Genomic DNA, 16307 nt, shown 5'->3' with positions numbered 1-16307 from the left:
TGCTCAAGTAATTCATCAAAATTTTATTGTTTGTGGTACAGAATTAATAAGTACAATAATTGTTACTTATTTGGTTTGTAAAATACATCCTTTAAAAGTCCTTAAGGTAAGATTAATAATATTTTCTATTGTAGCTATTATGTCTCCTATCTTACTAAACAATATTTCAAATACTATAGAATTACTTTTATTTCAATTATTTATTGTAGTATTTGCCCCTACTACTTTTCCGGCAGGTGCAGTGTTTTATGCAAGATTTCCGGTATTAAAACGTTTTACATGCGGTAGTTTTATATTTGCTTTATCAAGAGCTTTAATGTTTGCAGTTTCTTCTTTTGGAACAATTTACTTGATAGATTATTTTAATCACTGGGGATTATTATTCCAATTCTAATTGGTTATACATTTGGAGTAAATCATTTTATAAAGTTAGAGGAGGAAGCAGAGAGTTATTATTAGAAAAAGCTTGTTGTCTTTCAAGTTCGATATTAAAAACTTTTAGGCATAACTCAGCAAATTCTCGTTCTAGTTTATAATTTATATTAGCAGCGACCAAAAGAAAATTTATTAAAGTCTCTTCAATAATTTTTCTAGCTTTCTCAGGTGATTTAACTCCTAAAGTTTGCACATTATGAATTCGGTCAAATAATTTTATTAATGCCGTATTGTATCTTTTCTCTTTAATTAGTAAGTTTAGGCTTTCTCCGCTACTTATCTTCCCGTAAGATTTAATTCTAGTTAGACCTTCTACGTGTTTTGCTACTTCCGATCCAAAAATTTCGGTAATTGCTTCTTCAGTTAATTTGGTGTCTTCAATAGTATCATGAAGTAAAGCAGCTTGCAGCATAATAACGTTATAAAGCTTAGGTGCTTCTTCAGCTACAAATTCAGCAAGCATAATTTCTACCTCAATCGGGTGCGAATAATAAAGATCGCCTGATTGACGCATTTGAGAACCGTGATATTTACGTGCATAGTAGATACCTTTTTTGATTTCGAGGATATCTATAGGATTTTCTACTTTAGTATTTAAATATTCGAGTTTATCGAGTAATTTTTTACTATAAACACAAATTTTAAACTTTTCTTTCCAAGAGCTTATATCTTCCATAAAAGTTATTTTTTATTTCATTATAATTTGTGGGCTATTAATTAAAAAATTTTAATAATAAATAGCTGCAGATTAAAAATTATTGTTATATAATTTTAAATATTAATCCTAAAGTCAAAATGTAACTATGTCAAACCGTAATAGTTTAGAAGTACAAGAGTATGCACAATCTAGCTCCTTAAATAATACTAATTTAACTGCATCACAAGGTGAGTTAATACTAACTGTTGCAAATTTATTGTTCAAAGAGTCGAATAATAATAATCAGAATATACCAAGAGATAATAATATATCTTATGAGAATAATATTAATAATGTTACCGAGTCTGAAAAACAGGATACAAGTTGCGGTATATGTAAATGTCTTGGAGCTATAGCTACTGTTTGCTGTAATGTGTATGTATTTTTATTTGAATAGATATTACACTAAAAAAATATGAGCAAGGCTTAAGAAAGTTAGGAAACCTAGAGCATCGGTTATGGTTGTTAGAAATACGCCAGAGCCTGCAGCGGGGTCTATATCAAAATAATGCAGTATTATAGGAATAGCAGAGCCGAATAATCCGGCTACTAAAAAATTAAAAATAACTGCAATAGCAAAAATAACGCTAAGATTTAAGTCAAGCAACATCACAAAGCTAAGTCCTGCTCCGATAATTGCAAGTACAAAACCGTTAAAAGCCGATACGGCTATTTCTTTTAATATAACTTTATTGACATTATTATAATGAATATCTTTATTAGCAAGGGCTCTAACCGTAACGGTCATGGCTTGTGTTCCGGCATTTCCGCCCATTGAAGCTACAATAGGCATAGTGGCTGCAAGCGTTACAAGTTTTGCAATAGTGTCGTTAAAATGGTTAATGATAAGTGAGGTCATGCAGGCAGTGATTAGATTAACAAAGAGCCAAGGAAAACGATGTTTAACGGTATAAAATACATTGAAGAAAGTATCTTGAGTGTGTACCCCGCTTAATGATAATATATCTTTTCCGGCTTGTTCTTCGATAATATAAATTATATTATCGATTGATACGCTACCTACTAACTTACCGCTTTTATTTACTACCGGTACAATAGTTAAAGCATATTGTCTAAAAATGAAGCTTAGTTCATTTAAGTCAGTAAAAGCATCTGCAAGCTTAAAATCTTTGCTCATCAAATCTTTTATTAATTCATTTTTTTTGCCTTTAATTAGCGTGCTAAGAGAAATGATACCGATAGGGCGTAATTTATTATCTGTAACGATTGCCGCATAAAAGTCATTCTTTACGTTCTTGATAAAATTTAATGATTCCTCGACCGTCCATCCTTCTTGAAGATTAATAAAATCTCGCTCAATTACCCTACCTACCGTATTTTCGGGATATGTACAACCTACGGTAATTTGGTGTTTTTTTTCTTTAGTAAGATTACTTAGGATAAGGTCTTTTATATTATCGTCTAGATCGATTACTACTTCAATAGCATCTTCTATAACTAGCTTATTGATTAATTCTGCAGATTTTTTTATGCCTAAAGTTTCTATTATTAAAGGCTTACTATAAGCATTTAACGATACTAACGTTTCAGGCTTAATTTCATCCTGTAATAAAGGAATAATTATTTTATATGTTTTATTGTTAAGATTATCTAAGAAATCAGCTAAATCGGCATAATGAAGCTTGGCCAGCCTGCTTGCAGCAGCATCATAATTATGATCTTCAATCAAATCATTAATTTGATCAAAAATCTCGGCAAATTGATCATGATGATCAGGTAAGATACTTTTAAATATATTGAAATTAGGCATGGCCTATTTACCTAATAGTTTATTATATATACTAAGATAGAACTTCAAAAATTGGCTACGTCATCCTACAAGAGTTGCGGGGTTCACGTATTAAGTATACGCTCCGCTCCTCACCTTGTGGATTCCTTGCTCTTTTTGAAGTTGTGTCGAAGTATGACAACTCTTCATTTTGCTTCGGAGTATACTTATTATAATTATTTAAAACTGATTTAGTTAGGCTGTGCCTAGGTTTGACGCAAGGTGGTATACAATTTGATAATCAATATAAATCACAGAGTACAAATAAGCAATAGTTTTTATTTCAACTCCTTTTCATTTATCAGGAGTATGCAATTTAGCACAAACATTTGCTAACAAGAAGAACTTAGGAGTAAATATAAAATCTGAAGTATTAAAATAGAAAAAATTTGACTTTGTGAAAAACCGGCGAATGGTGCGGTCGAGAAGACTTGAACTTCCAATCTTTTTACAGAACAGCACCCTCAATGCTGCGCGTCTACCAATTTCGCCACGACCGCTTTAGAGACTATCTGTAAATAAATGTTAATTAATAATTAAAGGGCTTTTTTAGCGAAAATTATAAGATTTCTGCAGGAATATTATTCATATTTCAAAAAAATCTTATAATTTGCAGCAAAAAAGAACTAAATTATCGGTTAACATTTATTTACAGATAGTCTCTTAGTTTTACTCTATAGCAGATTATGAGTAAAATATCAATAGAGTTGTTTCTATGTCATTTCCGCTTTTCTATGTTATTCCCGTGTGGATCAATTTCACCTCTGTCATCCCGTGGCTTGACCACGGGGTCCATAAAAACAATAAAAATACTAATAACTTTAGTATCTTTAACTGGATCCCGTGGTCAAGCCACGGGATGACAATTAGTTACGACAAACTCACTACAAAACTAGGCATAATCGATTGTTTAATAGCAGCTTTCGTTAAACTATCTAGTTTTTCATCACTATTATCAAAATTACTATGATATTCTCTAGAATTTCCGGTTAACACTAGGCCAGAATCTATACCAAGGCGATTTGCTGCAAGTATATCGGTGTAAAAAGTGTCCCCAATCATTAACATACGATTCTTAGGGGTATTATGACATTCTTTTAAAATCTTGCTATATATGTCTTCATATGGTTTACCGCTATAAATTACTTTTTCGCCAAGTTGCTTTATTTTCTCGGCATAATAGCCGCTACAATATCTATAAACACCGTGTTGATTTATTCCAAGGTCAGGATTAGCACAAATATTGACCATTTTACGTTGTACAACAATTTTAAATAACTCATCGAATTCGTTTAAATCTAAATTTTCGTTTTCGTCTCTGTAAATAGTCATTAAGAAAATATTAGCTTTGTTAATATCATCAGTGATAGGACATTGAATTCCGTTTATTATATCATTTTTTAAATGTCCTAAGTGATATATTATCGGCTTTTCAATACCGAATCGTTCTTTACTTTCTAAAATCATTTCTACTGCTATTTCACCTGAGCTAGTAATCATTTCAGGTAACACGTTTACTCCCCAAGATTTAATTGTTTGATGCAGCGAAAAAATATTTCGCGGAGCATTAGTAACAAAATATACTTTTTTCCGTTTAATAATTTTATTAATATTTTCTACGATGCCCGGGTAAGTATGTCCTCCTTCGATTATTACACCCCAAAGATCAAATAAAAACACGTCATAATCATCAATTACGTCGAAAATATTTTTTAACTTTAATATATTCATTGTTATCTCATTAATTTGGTATTGTTTCGATGTCATTCCCGCCTACGCGGGAATGACATCGGTGAGGTAATGCCACTAATTTTAAATCAAGAAACTTTACTATTCTAATAAGTTACGTTATAGTTATTTTTATTGTTTCTAGCAACAAATAAATATTGTGTCGGATTATGTCGGAAATTGAAGAAAAATTTAATGAATCATCATATGGTGCTGATTCTATAAAGGTTTTAAAAGGTCTTGAAGCCGTAAGAAAAAGACCGGGAATGTATATCGGGGACGTTGGAGACGGGTCGGGTCTACATCATATGATTTATGAAGTAGTCGACAACGCTATCGACGAGTCGCTTGCCGGTTATTGTGATCTAGTAAGAGTAACATTAAATAAAAACGGTTCGGTAACCGTATCTGATAACGGGCGAGGTATACCCGTTGAAATTCATGAAGAAGAAGGAATATCGGCAGCTGAAGTTATTATGACGCAGCTTCATGCCGGCGGTAAGTTTGATCAGAACTCTTACAAGGTTTCAGGCGGTCTGCACGGTGTCGGCGTATCGGTTGTGAATGCTCTTTCAGAGTGGCTTGAATTACGTATTTGGCGTAATAATAAGGAATATTTGATTAGATTTAATAATGGTATAACAGAAGCTCCGCTTGCTATTGTCAAAGAAAATATTGATAAAAAAGGTACGGAAGTTACTTTTTTTCCGTCTGTAGAAACATTTACTAATATAGAATTTGATTCCGGCACTATAGAGCATCGTCTTCGTGAGCTTGCTTTTTTAAATTCAGGTGTAAAGATTTTACTCGTCGATAATCGCTTTGAAGAAGTTAAAGAAGTAGAGTTTTATTATACAGGCGGTATAGAAGCTTATGTAAAATATATAGACAGAGCGAAGCATGCTATCCATCCATGTATAGTAGTTAATACGGAGAATGCTGAGTCCGGTATCAGTCTTGAGCTTGCGATGCACTGGAACGATTCTTATCATGAAAATATTTTATGCTTTACTAATAATATTAGGCAGCGTGACGGCGGAACTCATCTTAGTGCTTTCAAATCAGCGATAACACGTGTTATTACCTCTTACCTTGATACTAAGGGTCTTAATAAAAAATCTAAAAATGACTTTAGCGGTGAGGATACTAGAGAAGGCTTATGTTGCGTACTTTCCGTTAAAGTTCCTGATCCTAAATTTTCCTCTCAAACAAAAGATAAGCTAGTAAGCTCCGAAGTACGACCGGTTGTTGAAAATGCCGTTTATAAAAAGGTTCTTGAGTGGTTTGAAGAGCATCCGGCGGAATCAAAGGCAATTATAGCTAAGATTATGGAAGCAGCTAATGCTCGTGAAGCTGCTAGAAAAGCGAGGGAGCTAACTCGAAGAAAATCAGCCTTAGAAGTCTCGAACTTACCTGGTAAGCTTGCCGATTGCCATGCAAAAGATCCGGCAATTTCAGAATTGTTTATTGTTGAGGGAGACTCTGCGGGCGGTACTGCAAAGCAGGGTAGGGATAGTAAAATTCAGGCTATATTGCCTCTGCGTGGTAAAATTTTGAATGTTGAGCGAGCAAGGTTTGACAAAATGCTCGGTTCGGATCAAATCGGTACGTTAATTACAGCTCTTGGAATTAGTGTTGAGCGAGAATTTTCTTTAGAAAAGCTTAGATATCATAAAGTTATTATTATGACTGATGCTGATGTTGACGGCTCGCACATTAGAACTTTATTGCTTACATTTTTCTATCGTCATATGCCTGAGCTAATAAATAAAGGCTATCTATATATAGCCCAGCCGCCGCTTTATAAGGTAAAGAAAGGAGCAGCCGAGCTTTATTTAAAGAATGAGCAAGCTTTGCAAGATTATTTGATAAAATCAACTATCAATGATGCAACCTTAACTCTAGACGGTAAAGAACAGTTAGTAGGCGATAATTTAGAAGAGCTAATTAATAAAGTAGTTAAGTTTAACGGCTTGCTTGATCATGCTAGCAAAAAATTTAATCGCTCAATTACTGAAATTCTTGCAATTAATGACTTACTTAATAACAAAATATTTGAAGCTGAAAGTGACTTAAGACTTGAAAAAGCTTTAGATGTTTTAAATAGCTTAGAAGAGTCACCTGATAAAACTAGCTGGGAAATTTTAAAACATGAAAATAAAATAGAGTTCTTCCGTTTTAGTAGGGGTTTAAAAGAAAGTAAAATATTGTTGAAAGAGCAGTTAGAATCATTTGAGTTTATACAAATATCAAAGCTTGCTTTAACAATTTTTGATATATTCAGTAAGCAATTAAAGCTTATAGTGAAAAGTCAGGAATTCGGTATTTTAACAGCAAGCCAGTTATTAACTACCATTATAGAATGTGGGAAAAAAGGAATAAACATCCAGCGTTTTAAGGGTCTTGGTGAGATGAATTCCGACCAATTATGGGAAACTACTCTTGACCCTGCAAAAAGAACTTTGCTTCAGGTAAGAGTTGCGGAGGTCGATGAAGCGGAAGGCATTTTCTCTACTTTAATGGGTGACGTTGTTGAACCTCGTAGATTATTTATCCAAGCGAATGCGTTAAATGTCGTGAATTTGGATGTATAGTACAGTGTCATTATTACGCAAATCGTCGAGCTAAGCGACCTGTAGGTGTTGTTGCACACGGCTCGGAAAAGGCATTCGATGTCATTCCTGCGAAAGCAGGAATCCATAAAATAAAACTAAAAAACAAAAAATGTATTGGGTATATATATTATGCTCTAATAAGCATGGTACTTTATATATTGGTATTACTAACAATATAATACGTCGTGCTTATGAACATAAGCAAAAAATAATAAAAGGTTTTACCTCAAAATATAATATTATAAAGCTTGTTTATACAGAAGAATTTACTGATATTAAAGAAGCACTTACAAGAGAGAAAAACTTGAAAAAGTGGAAACGTAGCTGAAAAATAGAACTGATAGAAAAAGCTAACCCTGAATGGAAAGATTTAATTGAATAGTTCTATGGATTCCTGCTTTCGCAGGAATGACATCCTGAACATTCGTACACTAGAGGAGCAAGCCACGGGGTGACATTGTTCTAAAAACCAATTCTCATTACAAATAACTTATGCAAAAATTAATTATTCACGGCGGTAAGCCTCTTAAAGGTAGTATTAATATTAGCGGTGCTAAGAATGCCGTATTACCTATTATGGCGGCGTCTATTCTTACCGATAAACTGCATATTACTAATGTTCCAAAGTTAACGGATGTTAGTACTATGAAAGATTTGCTAAGAAGTCACGGGGCAGATATTGAAATATTAGAACATCAAGATGAATTTGAGCTTATAATTAATACCAGAAATATAAATAACTTTACCGCAAATTATGAAATAGTTCGTAAAATGAGAGCATCGATTTGGGTGCTTGGTCCTTTGCTTACTAAATACGGTAAAGCAAAAGTATCGCTTCCGGGTGGTTGTGCTATTGGAGCAAGGCAAGTAGATTTGCATATTGCCGTATTAAAAGCTATGGGAGCTACGATTGAAATAGAAGACGGTTATATTAACGCTTCAAGTAAAGGACGCTTAAAAGGTACTCATTTTGCTTTTGATAAAGTTTCCATAGGTGCTACGATTAATGCAATACTTGCAGCTGTTTTAGCAGAGGGAGAAACCGTGCTTTTTAATTGCGGCCTGGAGCCGGAAATAGTTGATTTATGTAATTGCCTTATCAAAATGGGAGCCGATATTGTAGGTGTCGGCACTAGCGAAATAACAATTAAAGGTAAGGATTCTTTGAATAAAGCGAGCTATAAAGTACTTTCTGATCGTATCGAAGCCGGTACTTATATGTTTGCTGCTGCCATTACTAAAGGTGATGTAAAAATTTGTGGGATTGATTACCATATTATAGAAAATATAGCTTTAAAACTCATTGAAACGGGTATAAAAGTCGTGCCAATCAATAACGGAGTGCAAGTAACTTATGAAGGGAAGTTAAATTCAGTTGATTTAGAAACTAATCCCTATCCTGGCTTTGCTACTGATTTGCAAGCACAATTTATGAGCCTTATGACGCTTAGTAGCGGTGTTTCAATGATTACCGAGAATATTTTTGAAAATCGTTTCATGCATGTCCCTGAATTATGTAGAATGGGAGCAGATATAGTAGTACGAGGTAATAAGGCGGTCGTTCGAGGTGTAGAAATGTTAAAAGGAGCAGAAGTTATGGCAAGCGACCTTAGAGCTTCGGTATCGCTGATACTCGCCGGTCTTAGTACTAATAGCAAAACCGTATTACACCGAATATATCACTTGGATCGTGGCTTTCAAGATTTAGAAAAAAAATTAAGTAATTGCGGTGCGGATATAAAAAGAGTATAATAAGTCAATTGGTGTTATGAGGTTCTACCTCTGTCATCCCGCGACTTGATCGCGGGATCCAGCTTAAAATACTAATTAATTAGTATTTTAAATTATTTTTCTGGATACCGTGGTCAAGCCACGGTATGACACTGAAAAAATTTTAACGGAGAAAATTATGGCAAGAATTACGGCAGAAGATTGTAATAAAATTATACCGGATAGGTTTCGGCTTGTTGTACTAGCAACAAGATATGCTAAATTATTAAATTATAAAGTAGAAACTAATCAAATCAAAAAAGAAAAGCGTGATAAACCTCCTGTTATCGCATTACGTAGAATTGCTGCCGGAAAAGTATCGGTAGAACAGTTAGAACAAGACCTAATAAACAGTCTGCGTACAAAAACTATGATAGAGCCGATTGTTAATCAGGATGAATCAGAAGATATAGAAGAAAAATTTGAGTATTTACCTGAGGTTTGTATAACGGAAGATCACTCTGATTTAGATGATCAAATTTTTATTGATGAGACCGGTGATGATTTTGAAGATAAGTAAATGCTTATCGGTGTCGGTACTGATATAGTACAAATTCCTAGAATCGAAAAAATATTACATTTATATCCGGAACTTTTTGCTAAAAAAATTCTAACTTCAAAGGAGTTAGTGCAGTTTAGTTTATTGGACAAAACAGGTCATGCTGTATTTTTAGCAAAGCGTTTTGCTGCTAAAGAAGCTGTAAGTAAAGCCTTTGGAGTCGGTATAGGTCAAGGTATAAATTTAAAAGATATTACTATACTAAATGATAATTTGGGCAAGCCTATAGTAGAAGTTAGTTCAAACTATACAAACAAACTCCCACCTTTTAATATTCACCTTTCTCTTTCTGATGATTATCCTGTATGTGTAGCATTTGCTGTAGTCGAGGGGGAGTTATAGTGTCATTCCCGCGTAGGCGGGTGCATTGACCTTACGTGGATCAATTTCACTGCTGTCATCCCGCGACTTGATCGCGGGATCCAGCTAAAAATACTAAAATTATTAGTATTTTTAATTATTTTTTTGGATACCGTGGTCAAGCCACGGTATGACACCGAGTACGTTTAATAACGAAATATAAATTACGATCCAGCTTTGCTGTCTGCTTTAGGTAACATGATTTTTAAATCGGCTTTAGCTTCTAAATCAGAAATATATTTCTTTAGTACTTCTGCAGCTAATATATTATCAATAGTTACTTTTGCTTCTTCTTTTGTTGGAATAGGCACAGGTTTTTTCTCAAGCACTTTGATAATATGCCAACCGAAATCGGTTTTTACGGGAGTTGAAACTTCATTTACTTTTAAAGCAAAAGCTTTCTTCTCAAATTCCGGTACTAACTGTCCAGGTTGATTTAATAGAATGTAACCTATAACTCCGCCGTTTGAAGCTGAAGCTTTATCAAGAGATGATTCTTCTGCAAGCTTAGTGAAATTTCCACCTTTGCTTAATTTGGTCTTTATATCGTTAGCTTCTTTTTGAGATTTAACTAAAATATGAGCAACTTTTATTTGCTCTTTACCTTTAAGATTACCGACATATTTATTATATTCGTCATCAAACATCTTATCTGTAATATTAGATTTTATATAATTTGCTAGTAATTCTTGTTGAGCTAATTGATTTTTTGCATTTTCAAGTTTTTCTTGGAATTCTTTAGAAGAAGTAATATTTGACTTAGCAACTTCTTCTTTTAACAAAATATTATTAACATAAATTTTTATTAATTTTTCCTGATCTTGCGGTGGAAAATCATCAAAATTTTTGATTGTTTCACCTGATTGAAGATTAAGCTGAGGCTTAAATTCTTTCATAATTTGCGATTCTTTTACTTCACCGCCTTTATAGGTAGCAACTACTTTGTTTTTATCGGCAAAAGCAATACCGGAAAGCATGCTAACTGATAAAAATATAACAGATAATTTTTTCATTTATGACTCATAATTGTGTTAAACATAAGCTTAAATTTTATAAAAATAATATATAACCGTCAACAGCTATTTGAGAATATTTTATTTATTAATAATAATTTACAAATATTTGTAGTAAAAAAATGCCTTTCAATAAAAAATTATTCATTTAAATAAAATTATAACATTTGATAATTTTATAAAATATACCTATATTTAAGTACTAAAATACTAAAAATATCATAAGGACTTTAATGCTTTCTATTTTAAAAAAACTTTTCGGTACTGCAAATGATCGTACTGTAAAAAAACTATTTTCTGAAATTACAAAAATTAACTCGCTTGAGCCTGCTATACAAAAATTATCAGATGAGGAGTTAAAGAATAAAACTGTAGAGTTTAAAGAAAAGCTTAAAAACGGAGCTACTTTAGACGATATAGTATATGAGGCGTTTGCGGTAGTTAGGGAAGCGGCTAGAAGAGTTTGCGGTATGCGTCATTTTGATGTTCAGCTTATAGGCGGTCTTATATTACATAGAGGCATGATTACCGAAATGCGTACCGGTGAGGGTAAGACCTTAGTTGCAACGCTTCCTGCTTATTTAAATGCTTTAACCGGAAAAGGTGTACATGTTGTAACCGTGAATGATTATTTGGCAAGCCGTGATTCTGCTTCCATGGGTAAAATTTACAATTTTTTAGGTTTATCGGTTGGATGTATTGTTGCCGGTATGCCTGATGAAGCAAAACGAGCCGCCTATAATGCCGATATTACTCATGCAACAAATAATGAACTCGGTTTCGATTATTTAAGAGATAATATGAAGTATAGCTTGCAGGAGCGAGTACTTCGTCCTTTTAATTTTGCTATCATCGATGAGGTTGATTCGATTTTGATAGATGAAGCAAGAACTCCGCTCGTTATATCAGGTCCGGTTAATGATAATTCGGAATTATACGGTAAAATTGATAAAATTGTACGCCTGCTTAATACAAGTGATTTTGAAAAAGACGAAAAATTAAAAACTATCAATTTAACGGAAACCGGTATTACACATATAGAATCACTTTTAAGTAAAGAACATCTTATAAAGCCTGATTCCGGTTTATATGATTTTGAGAATCTAACTTTAGTACATTATGTTAATCAAGCCTTAAGAGCTCATAATATGTTTACTATTGATGTAGATTATTTGGTGCGTGAAGGTAAAGTAATGATTATCGATGAGTTTACCGGTCGTGTAATGGAGGGGCGTAGATATTCGGAAGGGTTACATCAAGCATTAGAAGCAAAAGAAAATGTGAAAATTCAAAATGAAAACCAAACTCTTGCATCAATTACTTTCCAAAATTATTTTCGTAATTATCCTAAATTATCAGGTATGACCGGTACGGCTATGACCGAAGCACCTGAATTAAAAGACATATATAATCTCGATGTGGTTGCAGTTCCAACCCATAATAAAGTTACAAGGCTTGACCTTGATGATGAGATTTACGGTAGTAAAAAAGAAAAATATGATGCTATATTAAAGCTGATTAAGGATTGTTACGATCGTGGTCAGCCTATACTTGTCGGTACGATAAGCATAGAAAAGTCAGAAGAGCTTTCAAGCGTTTTAAATAAAGAAAAAATCCCTCACAAAGTATTAAATGCTAAGTTTCATGAGCAGGAAGCTTTTATTATTGCTCAAGCAGGTAGGTTTAAGGCAGTAACGATTGCAACTAATATGGCAGGGCGAGGTACCGATATTATGCTTGGCGGTAATCCTGAAATGTTAATAGAGCAGCTAGATAAAGATCATAATTATGAAGCTAAAACAGCTGAAATAAAAGCTCAAATTGCCGAAGAAAAGAAGCAAGTTATTGAAGCAGGCGGGTTATTTGTAATAGGTACGGAAAGGCATGAAAGCCGTAGGATAGATAATCAGCTAAGAGGAAGATCGGGTAGACAAGGTGATCCAGGAAAAACTAAGTTTTTCCTATCGCTTGATGATGATTTAATGCGTATTTTTGCATCAGATCGTATATCAGGAGTTCTTAGAACACTTGGATTGAAAGATGGAGAGGCTATCCACCATCCGATGATTAGTCGTTCACTTGAGAAAGCTCAGCAAAAAGTTGAAGGGCATAACTACGAGATGCGTAAAAATTTATTACGTTTTGATGATGTAATGAATGACCAACGTAAGATAATATACGAGCAACGTACTGAAATTATTAAATCTAAAGATAGTCACGGTTTCTTAAATAGTACTACTGAGGAACTCGCTAAAAAGATAGTATTAACTTTTATGCCGGTAGGCTCTTATAGAGAAGATTGGGATATAGAAAATTTAAGCGTAGAATTGTATCGTGTCTTTTCTATGAAATTTGATCATAATTTAGTAAGTAAAAATGACGTAACGGAAGAAGAAATCACGAAAATCGTTATACAAACGGCTCATGATATATATAAGTCAAAAGAAGAAGCTTATAGTAGCGAGTTAATGCATAATGCCGTGAAATATATTTTACTAACTACTCTTGATCAAGTTTGGAAAGATCATTTATATAGCTTAGATCATTTAAGACAAGGCATATCGCTTAGAGCTTATGCTCAAAAAGACCCTCTTAGCGAATATAAAAGAGAAGCATTTAACTTATTCGAGCAGATGCTTAATAATTTAAAAGAATTATTTATTCAAACAGTATATCACTTCCATATCGACTTAAAACATATTCAAAAAGAAGATGTTTCGCTTGAGCATAAAAAACTTCAGAAAAATATGCGTGAGAGTCGAGAAGATCCGGCATTTAGTAAATATAACGCAGGAAGTAGCCTTGAGACTGACCTTAAACCAGTCGTATCACGTATTGACCCAAAAGATAGAAACCCTGATGATCCTACTAGCTGGGGGAGGGTATCTCGTAATGAGCTATGTCCGTGCGGTTCAGGCAAGAAATATAAATATTGTCATGGTGCAAATGAATAGATGAAAACCTATAATACGCTACGATTTTTACTCGATGTCATTCCTAGCTAAAAGCTGCGTTTGTTGTGTGGCTCACTTATGTCATTCCCGCGTAGGCGGGAATCCAGCATAAAGCGAGATAAATCGAGCTTTAAAAAAATATTTAAGATCAAGGTTTTATTCAAATAAAGCTTAAAAGGCTTTAAAGTACTGGATTCCCGCCTACGCGGGAATGACATAAGAGTATTATAATGAAAACCACTTTACCTGAACGTTCTCTAAAAATCCAAGCTAGGCTTAATTTTATAGTACAGCAGATTTTAGATATTGCGCAGGATAAAATCGCTATGATTATCTTATACGGCTCTTTTGCAAGAGGCGATTGGGTACGTGATCTACCTAACGGTTACCATAGCGATACCGATATTTTAATAATTCTAAAAAAAGGTAAATATAAAGGACATGCTACTTTAAGGTTAGAAGATAATATATATAAGAGGTTAGAGAAAACAGGAGTAATAAAAGATCAGATTATCCCGTATGATTCAGAGATATCCATAATTCTTGAATCAATAGACGAGGTGAATAGTCAGTTAGAGAAAGGGAGTTATTTTTTCACCGATATTAAGAAAGAAGGTATTCTTTTATATAATAGCAAGGAATTTACACTTAGTGAAGCTAAAGATTTACCTTGGAGTGAGATGAAAGAAATTGCTAAAAAATATTATGAAGAGTGGTTTAAACATGCTAATGAATGTCTTATTGATGTTCATAACATTTTACTAAGAGGTAATTTAAATAAATGTGCTTTTGAACTACATCAAGCTACCGAAAGTTTGTATAGCACTATTTTATTAGTTTTTTCTAATTATAAGCCTAAATTGCATGATATAAAAAAGTTAGGTAGTAGAGCTGCAAATTATAATAATGAGTTATTGCAAGTGTTTCCTATGGCAACTTCCGAACAAAAAGAATGTTTTAAATTACTTCGGAAAGCTTATGTTGATGCGAGGTATGATAAAAACTATAAAATTACAAAAGAACAGCTTTTATACTTAATTGAAAGAGTAGAAAAACTTAAAGAAATCACCGAAAGAATTTGCTTGAAGCGAATTGTTTAATAGGGGTTTAGTGTCATTTCTACTGAATGTCGATGTTGTTGCATGGCTCGTTTATGTCATTCCCGCCTACGCGAGAAGGCTTTATTGCGTGGATCGGTAAAACCCACTGTGTCACCCCGTGGCTTGACAGAAGTGAAATTGAACCATGCAACAATGCCACGCGAGAATGACACCGAGAGGTTAGTAATTCTTTTAAAATCATATTTAAGTACTAATAAGTTTAAAGCTAAAGGTAAAAAACTATGAAGAAATATAAATTAACAGAGGAAGAGCAAGAAATATTAGATTATTTTGAAAAAGGTGAACTTGTAAAACTACCTGAAGAAGAGCTAAAAAAGCAAAAAGAGATAGCTAAAATTGCAGCTGCTAATTTTTTTAAAAAATCTGAAAGAATTAATATTAGATTGCCGTTACATGATTTGAATCATATAAAAAGAGTGGCAGCACAAGAAGGGATACCTTATCAAACTCTTATTGCTAGCGTTCTACACAAATACGCATCCGGGTATTTAAAGTTAGATAAATTTAGTTAACGAGTAATTTCTTTATGTAGAATATGATAAAGGAACTATTAAAGTGTAATTTAACTCTGTTATCAAAAGATATCAAGTCTTATGTAAATCGATATGGTTTTGAAAATGTTTTAAAAGAAGCTATCTCTCTTGATAGAGAAGATGTAATAAAAGGTTTAAATAAATTACGAACAATATCTACTACTGAATTATTTTCAGCATCTTCAAATAACGCAATAAAAGTTGCTAACTGGCTAGTTAAAGCAAAAAAAGCAAAAGTTAATATGTGTTGTGATGTTTTTAAGGACACTCCTTTAAATACGGCTGCACGTTATGGACATTATGAAGTGGCAGAATATCTAATAGCAAAAGGAGCTGCAGTAAACGGTTACGAGGGAGCTTTGCTAGGGTCACCTTTATATGAAGCTGTAAGCGGTAAGTACTTGAATGTAGCAAAACTATTACTTGAGAAAGGAGCTGCGGTTGATCAAAGAAAATCCGGAGAAACACCTTTACATGCGGTTGCTAAAAACGTTCGATATACTTCTAAAGATATTAAGGATGATGAAATATATAAGCTGTTATTATCATATGGTGCTGATATCAACGCAAAAGTAGAGTTTAAAGGAATAGGGTTTATTATATATGACGGAAAAACGGTATCAGAAATAGCAGAATTTAAAGTAGCGTTAGCCGGTGAAAGCGAATAATAACGGAAGAATAATCATTTTCTGAGATATTACTAGACGGTAGTTATTGACAAGTTTAGGAAAAA

Annotated in this window: 18 protein-coding genes, 1 tRNA gene and 1 pseudogene; 13 read left to right on the top strand and 7 right to left on the bottom strand. The window is 33.4% G+C overall.

Annotated elements, in window-relative coordinates; translation table 11 throughout:
- The first annotated feature begins 127 nt into the window (after positions 1 to 127).
- Positions 128 to 459, top strand: a pseudogene (locus tag AC5587_RS05740) (proline/betaine transporter).
- Here the strand turns inward: AC5587_RS05740 and AC5587_RS05735 are convergent.
- On the bottom strand, positions 422 to 1111 hold the full coding sequence (locus AC5587_RS05735; protein WP_499162113.1) for an HD domain-containing protein: 690 nt from the start codon (positions 1109 to 1111) through the stop codon (positions 422 to 424). The pseudogene AC5587_RS05740 and the gene AC5587_RS05735 overlap by 38 nt on opposite strands.
- Positions 1112 to 1238: 127 nt before the next feature.
- Between AC5587_RS05735 and AC5587_RS05730 the strand changes: the two genes are divergently transcribed.
- Positions 1239 to 1529: a hypothetical protein gene (locus AC5587_RS05730; protein WP_410527345.1), complete on the top strand. Its 291-nt coding sequence runs from the start codon at positions 1239 to 1241 to the stop codon at positions 1527 to 1529.
- A 3-nt stretch (positions 1530 to 1532) separates the two neighbouring features.
- Here AC5587_RS05730 and mgtE read toward each other — a convergent pair whose 3' ends face one another.
- Positions 1533 to 2903: a magnesium transporter gene (gene mgtE / locus AC5587_RS05725; protein ID WP_499162112.1), complete on the bottom strand. Its 1371-nt coding sequence runs from the start codon at positions 2901 to 2903 to the stop codon at positions 1533 to 1535.
- A gap of 431 nt (positions 2904 to 3334) precedes the next feature.
- Positions 3335 to 3421, bottom strand: a tRNA-Leu gene (locus AC5587_RS05720).
- Between the two features lie 186 nt (positions 3422 to 3607).
- On the opposite strand from AC5587_RS05720, the gene AC5587_RS05715 reads away from it, so the two are divergent.
- The gene (locus AC5587_RS05715; RefSeq protein ID WP_499162111.1) at positions 3608 to 3784 is read left to right on the top strand and encodes a hypothetical protein; all 177 of its coding nucleotides are present in this window, start codon (positions 3608 to 3610) and stop codon (positions 3782 to 3784) included.
- A gap of 7 nt (positions 3785 to 3791) precedes the next feature.
- Here AC5587_RS05715 and AC5587_RS05710 read toward each other — a convergent pair whose 3' ends face one another.
- Positions 3792 to 4652, bottom strand: coding sequence for a TIGR01459 family HAD-type hydrolase (locus tag AC5587_RS05710; protein WP_499163006.1), 861 nt, complete (start codon positions 4650 to 4652; stop codon positions 3792 to 3794).
- Positions 4653 to 4819: 167 nt separating this feature from the next.
- On the opposite strand from AC5587_RS05710, the gene gyrB reads away from it, so the two are divergent.
- From gyrB to acpS, 5 genes are all read left to right on the top strand, one after another.
- Entirely contained in the window at positions 4820 to 7243 is a 2424-nt protein-coding gene (gyrB, locus tag AC5587_RS05705) for a DNA topoisomerase (ATP-hydrolyzing) subunit B (RefSeq protein WP_499162110.1), read from the top strand.
- Positions 7244 to 7373: 130 nt separating this feature from the next.
- Positions 7374 to 7592: a GIY-YIG nuclease family protein gene (locus AC5587_RS05700; RefSeq protein WP_410527342.1), complete on the top strand. Its 219-nt coding sequence runs from the start codon at positions 7374 to 7376 to the stop codon at positions 7590 to 7592.
- Between the two features lie 164 nt (positions 7593 to 7756).
- The gene (murA, locus tag AC5587_RS05695) at positions 7757 to 9016 is read left to right on the top strand and encodes a UDP-N-acetylglucosamine 1-carboxyvinyltransferase (RefSeq protein WP_410527341.1); all 1260 of its coding nucleotides are present in this window, start codon (positions 7757 to 7759) and stop codon (positions 9014 to 9016) included.
- Between the two features lie 157 nt (positions 9017 to 9173).
- A complete protein-coding gene (rpoZ, locus tag AC5587_RS05690) occupies positions 9174 to 9554 on the top strand; it encodes a DNA-directed RNA polymerase subunit omega (protein ID WP_499162109.1) in 381 nt (126 codons plus the stop codon).
- Positions 9555 to 9935 carry a holo-ACP synthase gene (gene acpS / locus AC5587_RS05685; RefSeq protein WP_410527339.1) on the top strand — a complete coding sequence of 127 codons (381 nt, stop codon included), beginning with the start codon at positions 9555 to 9557 and terminating at the stop codon, positions 9933 to 9935.
- A gap of 2 nt (positions 9936 to 9937) precedes the next feature.
- Here the strand turns inward: acpS and AC5587_RS05680 are convergent, their stop codons facing one another.
- Complete coding sequence (locus AC5587_RS05680; RefSeq protein WP_499163038.1) at positions 9938 to 10090, bottom strand: hypothetical protein; 153 nt, start codon at positions 10088 to 10090, stop codon at positions 9938 to 9940.
- Between the two features lie 27 nt (positions 10091 to 10117).
- Positions 10118 to 10966, bottom strand: a complete 849-nt coding sequence (locus AC5587_RS05675) for a foldase protein PrsA (RefSeq protein WP_499162108.1) — start codon at positions 10964 to 10966, stop codon at positions 10118 to 10120.
- 233 nt (positions 10967 to 11199) lie between these two features.
- Between AC5587_RS05675 and secA the strand changes: the two genes are divergently transcribed.
- On the top strand, positions 11200 to 13920 hold the full coding sequence (gene secA / locus AC5587_RS05670) for a preprotein translocase subunit SecA (protein WP_499162107.1): 2721 nt from the start codon (positions 11200 to 11202) through the stop codon (positions 13918 to 13920).
- A 47-nt stretch (positions 13921 to 13967) separates the two neighbouring features.
- Here secA and AC5587_RS05665 read toward each other — a convergent pair whose 3' ends face one another.
- Positions 13968 to 14138 (bottom strand): hypothetical protein, encoded by a 171-nt coding sequence (locus AC5587_RS05665; RefSeq protein ID WP_410527336.1) that lies wholly within the window; start codon positions 14136 to 14138, stop codon positions 13968 to 13970.
- Positions 14139 to 14150: 12 nt separating this feature from the next.
- Here AC5587_RS05665 and AC5587_RS05660 point away from each other — a divergent pair, with 12 nt between their 5' ends.
- From AC5587_RS05660 to AC5587_RS05645, 4 genes are read left to right on the top strand one after another with little or no spacing between them, the layout of a single operon-like run.
- Positions 14151 to 15020 (top strand): HEPN domain-containing protein, encoded by an 870-nt coding sequence (locus AC5587_RS05660; protein ID WP_499162106.1) that lies wholly within the window; start codon positions 14151 to 14153, stop codon positions 15018 to 15020.
- 42 nt (positions 15021 to 15062) lie between these two features.
- Positions 15063 to 15266 carry a hypothetical protein gene (locus AC5587_RS05655; protein ID WP_499162105.1) on the top strand — a complete coding sequence of 68 codons (204 nt, stop codon included), beginning with the start codon at positions 15063 to 15065 and terminating at the stop codon, positions 15264 to 15266.
- Positions 15263 to 15553 carry a CopG family antitoxin gene (locus AC5587_RS05650; protein ID WP_410527333.1) on the top strand — a complete coding sequence of 97 codons (291 nt, stop codon included), beginning with the start codon at positions 15263 to 15265 and terminating at the stop codon, positions 15551 to 15553. Before AC5587_RS05655 ends, AC5587_RS05650 begins: the two co-directional genes overlap by 4 nt.
- A gap of 23 nt (positions 15554 to 15576) precedes the next feature.
- The gene (locus tag AC5587_RS05645) at positions 15577 to 16242 is read left to right on the top strand and encodes an ankyrin repeat domain-containing protein (RefSeq protein WP_499162104.1); all 666 of its coding nucleotides are present in this window, start codon (positions 15577 to 15579) and stop codon (positions 16240 to 16242) included.
- Positions 16243 to 16307: the final 65 nt, after the last annotated feature.

Source organism: Rickettsia endosymbiont of Hedychridium roseum (assembly GCF_964028255.1).
In the GTDB taxonomy this organism is placed as follows: Bacteria; Pseudomonadota; Alphaproteobacteria; order Rickettsiales; family Rickettsiaceae; genus Rickettsia; species Rickettsia asembonensis.
Note: the sequence above shows the minus strand (reverse complement) of the source record. Positions and strands in the feature narration are given on the sequence as shown.

Coding starts and splice junctions, on each gene's coding strand:
- AC5587_RS05735 (WP_499162113.1), bottom strand. CDS start 1,111: ATGGAAGATATAAGCTCTTGGAAAGAAAAGTTTAAAATTTGTGTTTAT.
- AC5587_RS05730 (WP_410527345.1), top strand. CDS start 1,239: ATGTCAAACCGTAATAGTTTAGAAGTACAAGAGTATGCACAATCTAGC.
- mgtE (WP_499162112.1), bottom strand. CDS start 2,903: ATGCCTAATTTCAATATATTTAAAAGTATCTTACCTGATCATCATGAT.
- AC5587_RS05715 (WP_499162111.1), top strand. CDS start 3,608: ATGAGTAAAATATCAATAGAGTTGTTTCTATGTCATTTCCGCTTTTCT.
- AC5587_RS05710 (WP_499163006.1), bottom strand. CDS start 4,652: ATGAATATATTAAAGTTAAAAAATATTTTCGACGTAATTGATGATTAT.
- gyrB (WP_499162110.1), top strand. CDS start 4,820: ATGTCGGAAATTGAAGAAAAATTTAATGAATCATCATATGGTGCTGAT.
- AC5587_RS05700 (WP_410527342.1), top strand. CDS start 7,374: ATGTATTGGGTATATATATTATGCTCTAATAAGCATGGTACTTTATAT.
- murA (WP_410527341.1), top strand. CDS start 7,757: ATGCAAAAATTAATTATTCACGGCGGTAAGCCTCTTAAAGGTAGTATT.
- rpoZ (WP_499162109.1), top strand. CDS start 9,174: ATGGCAAGAATTACGGCAGAAGATTGTAATAAAATTATACCGGATAGG.
- acpS (WP_410527339.1), top strand. CDS start 9,555: ATGCTTATCGGTGTCGGTACTGATATAGTACAAATTCCTAGAATCGAA.
- AC5587_RS05675 (WP_499162108.1), bottom strand. CDS start 10,966: ATGAAAAAATTATCTGTTATATTTTTATCAGTTAGCATGCTTTCCGGT.
- secA (WP_499162107.1), top strand. CDS start 11,200: ATGCTTTCTATTTTAAAAAAACTTTTCGGTACTGCAAATGATCGTACT.
- AC5587_RS05665 (WP_410527336.1), bottom strand. CDS start 14,138: ATGTCATTCCCGCGTAGGCGGGAATCCAGTACTTTAAAGCCTTTTAAG.
- AC5587_RS05660 (WP_499162106.1), top strand. CDS start 14,151: ATGAAAACCACTTTACCTGAACGTTCTCTAAAAATCCAAGCTAGGCTT.
- AC5587_RS05655 (WP_499162105.1), top strand. CDS start 15,063: ATGGCTCGTTTATGTCATTCCCGCCTACGCGAGAAGGCTTTATTGCGT.
- AC5587_RS05650 (WP_410527333.1), top strand. CDS start 15,263: ATGAAGAAATATAAATTAACAGAGGAAGAGCAAGAAATATTAGATTAT.
- AC5587_RS05645 (WP_499162104.1), top strand. CDS start 15,577: ATGATAAAGGAACTATTAAAGTGTAATTTAACTCTGTTATCAAAAGAT.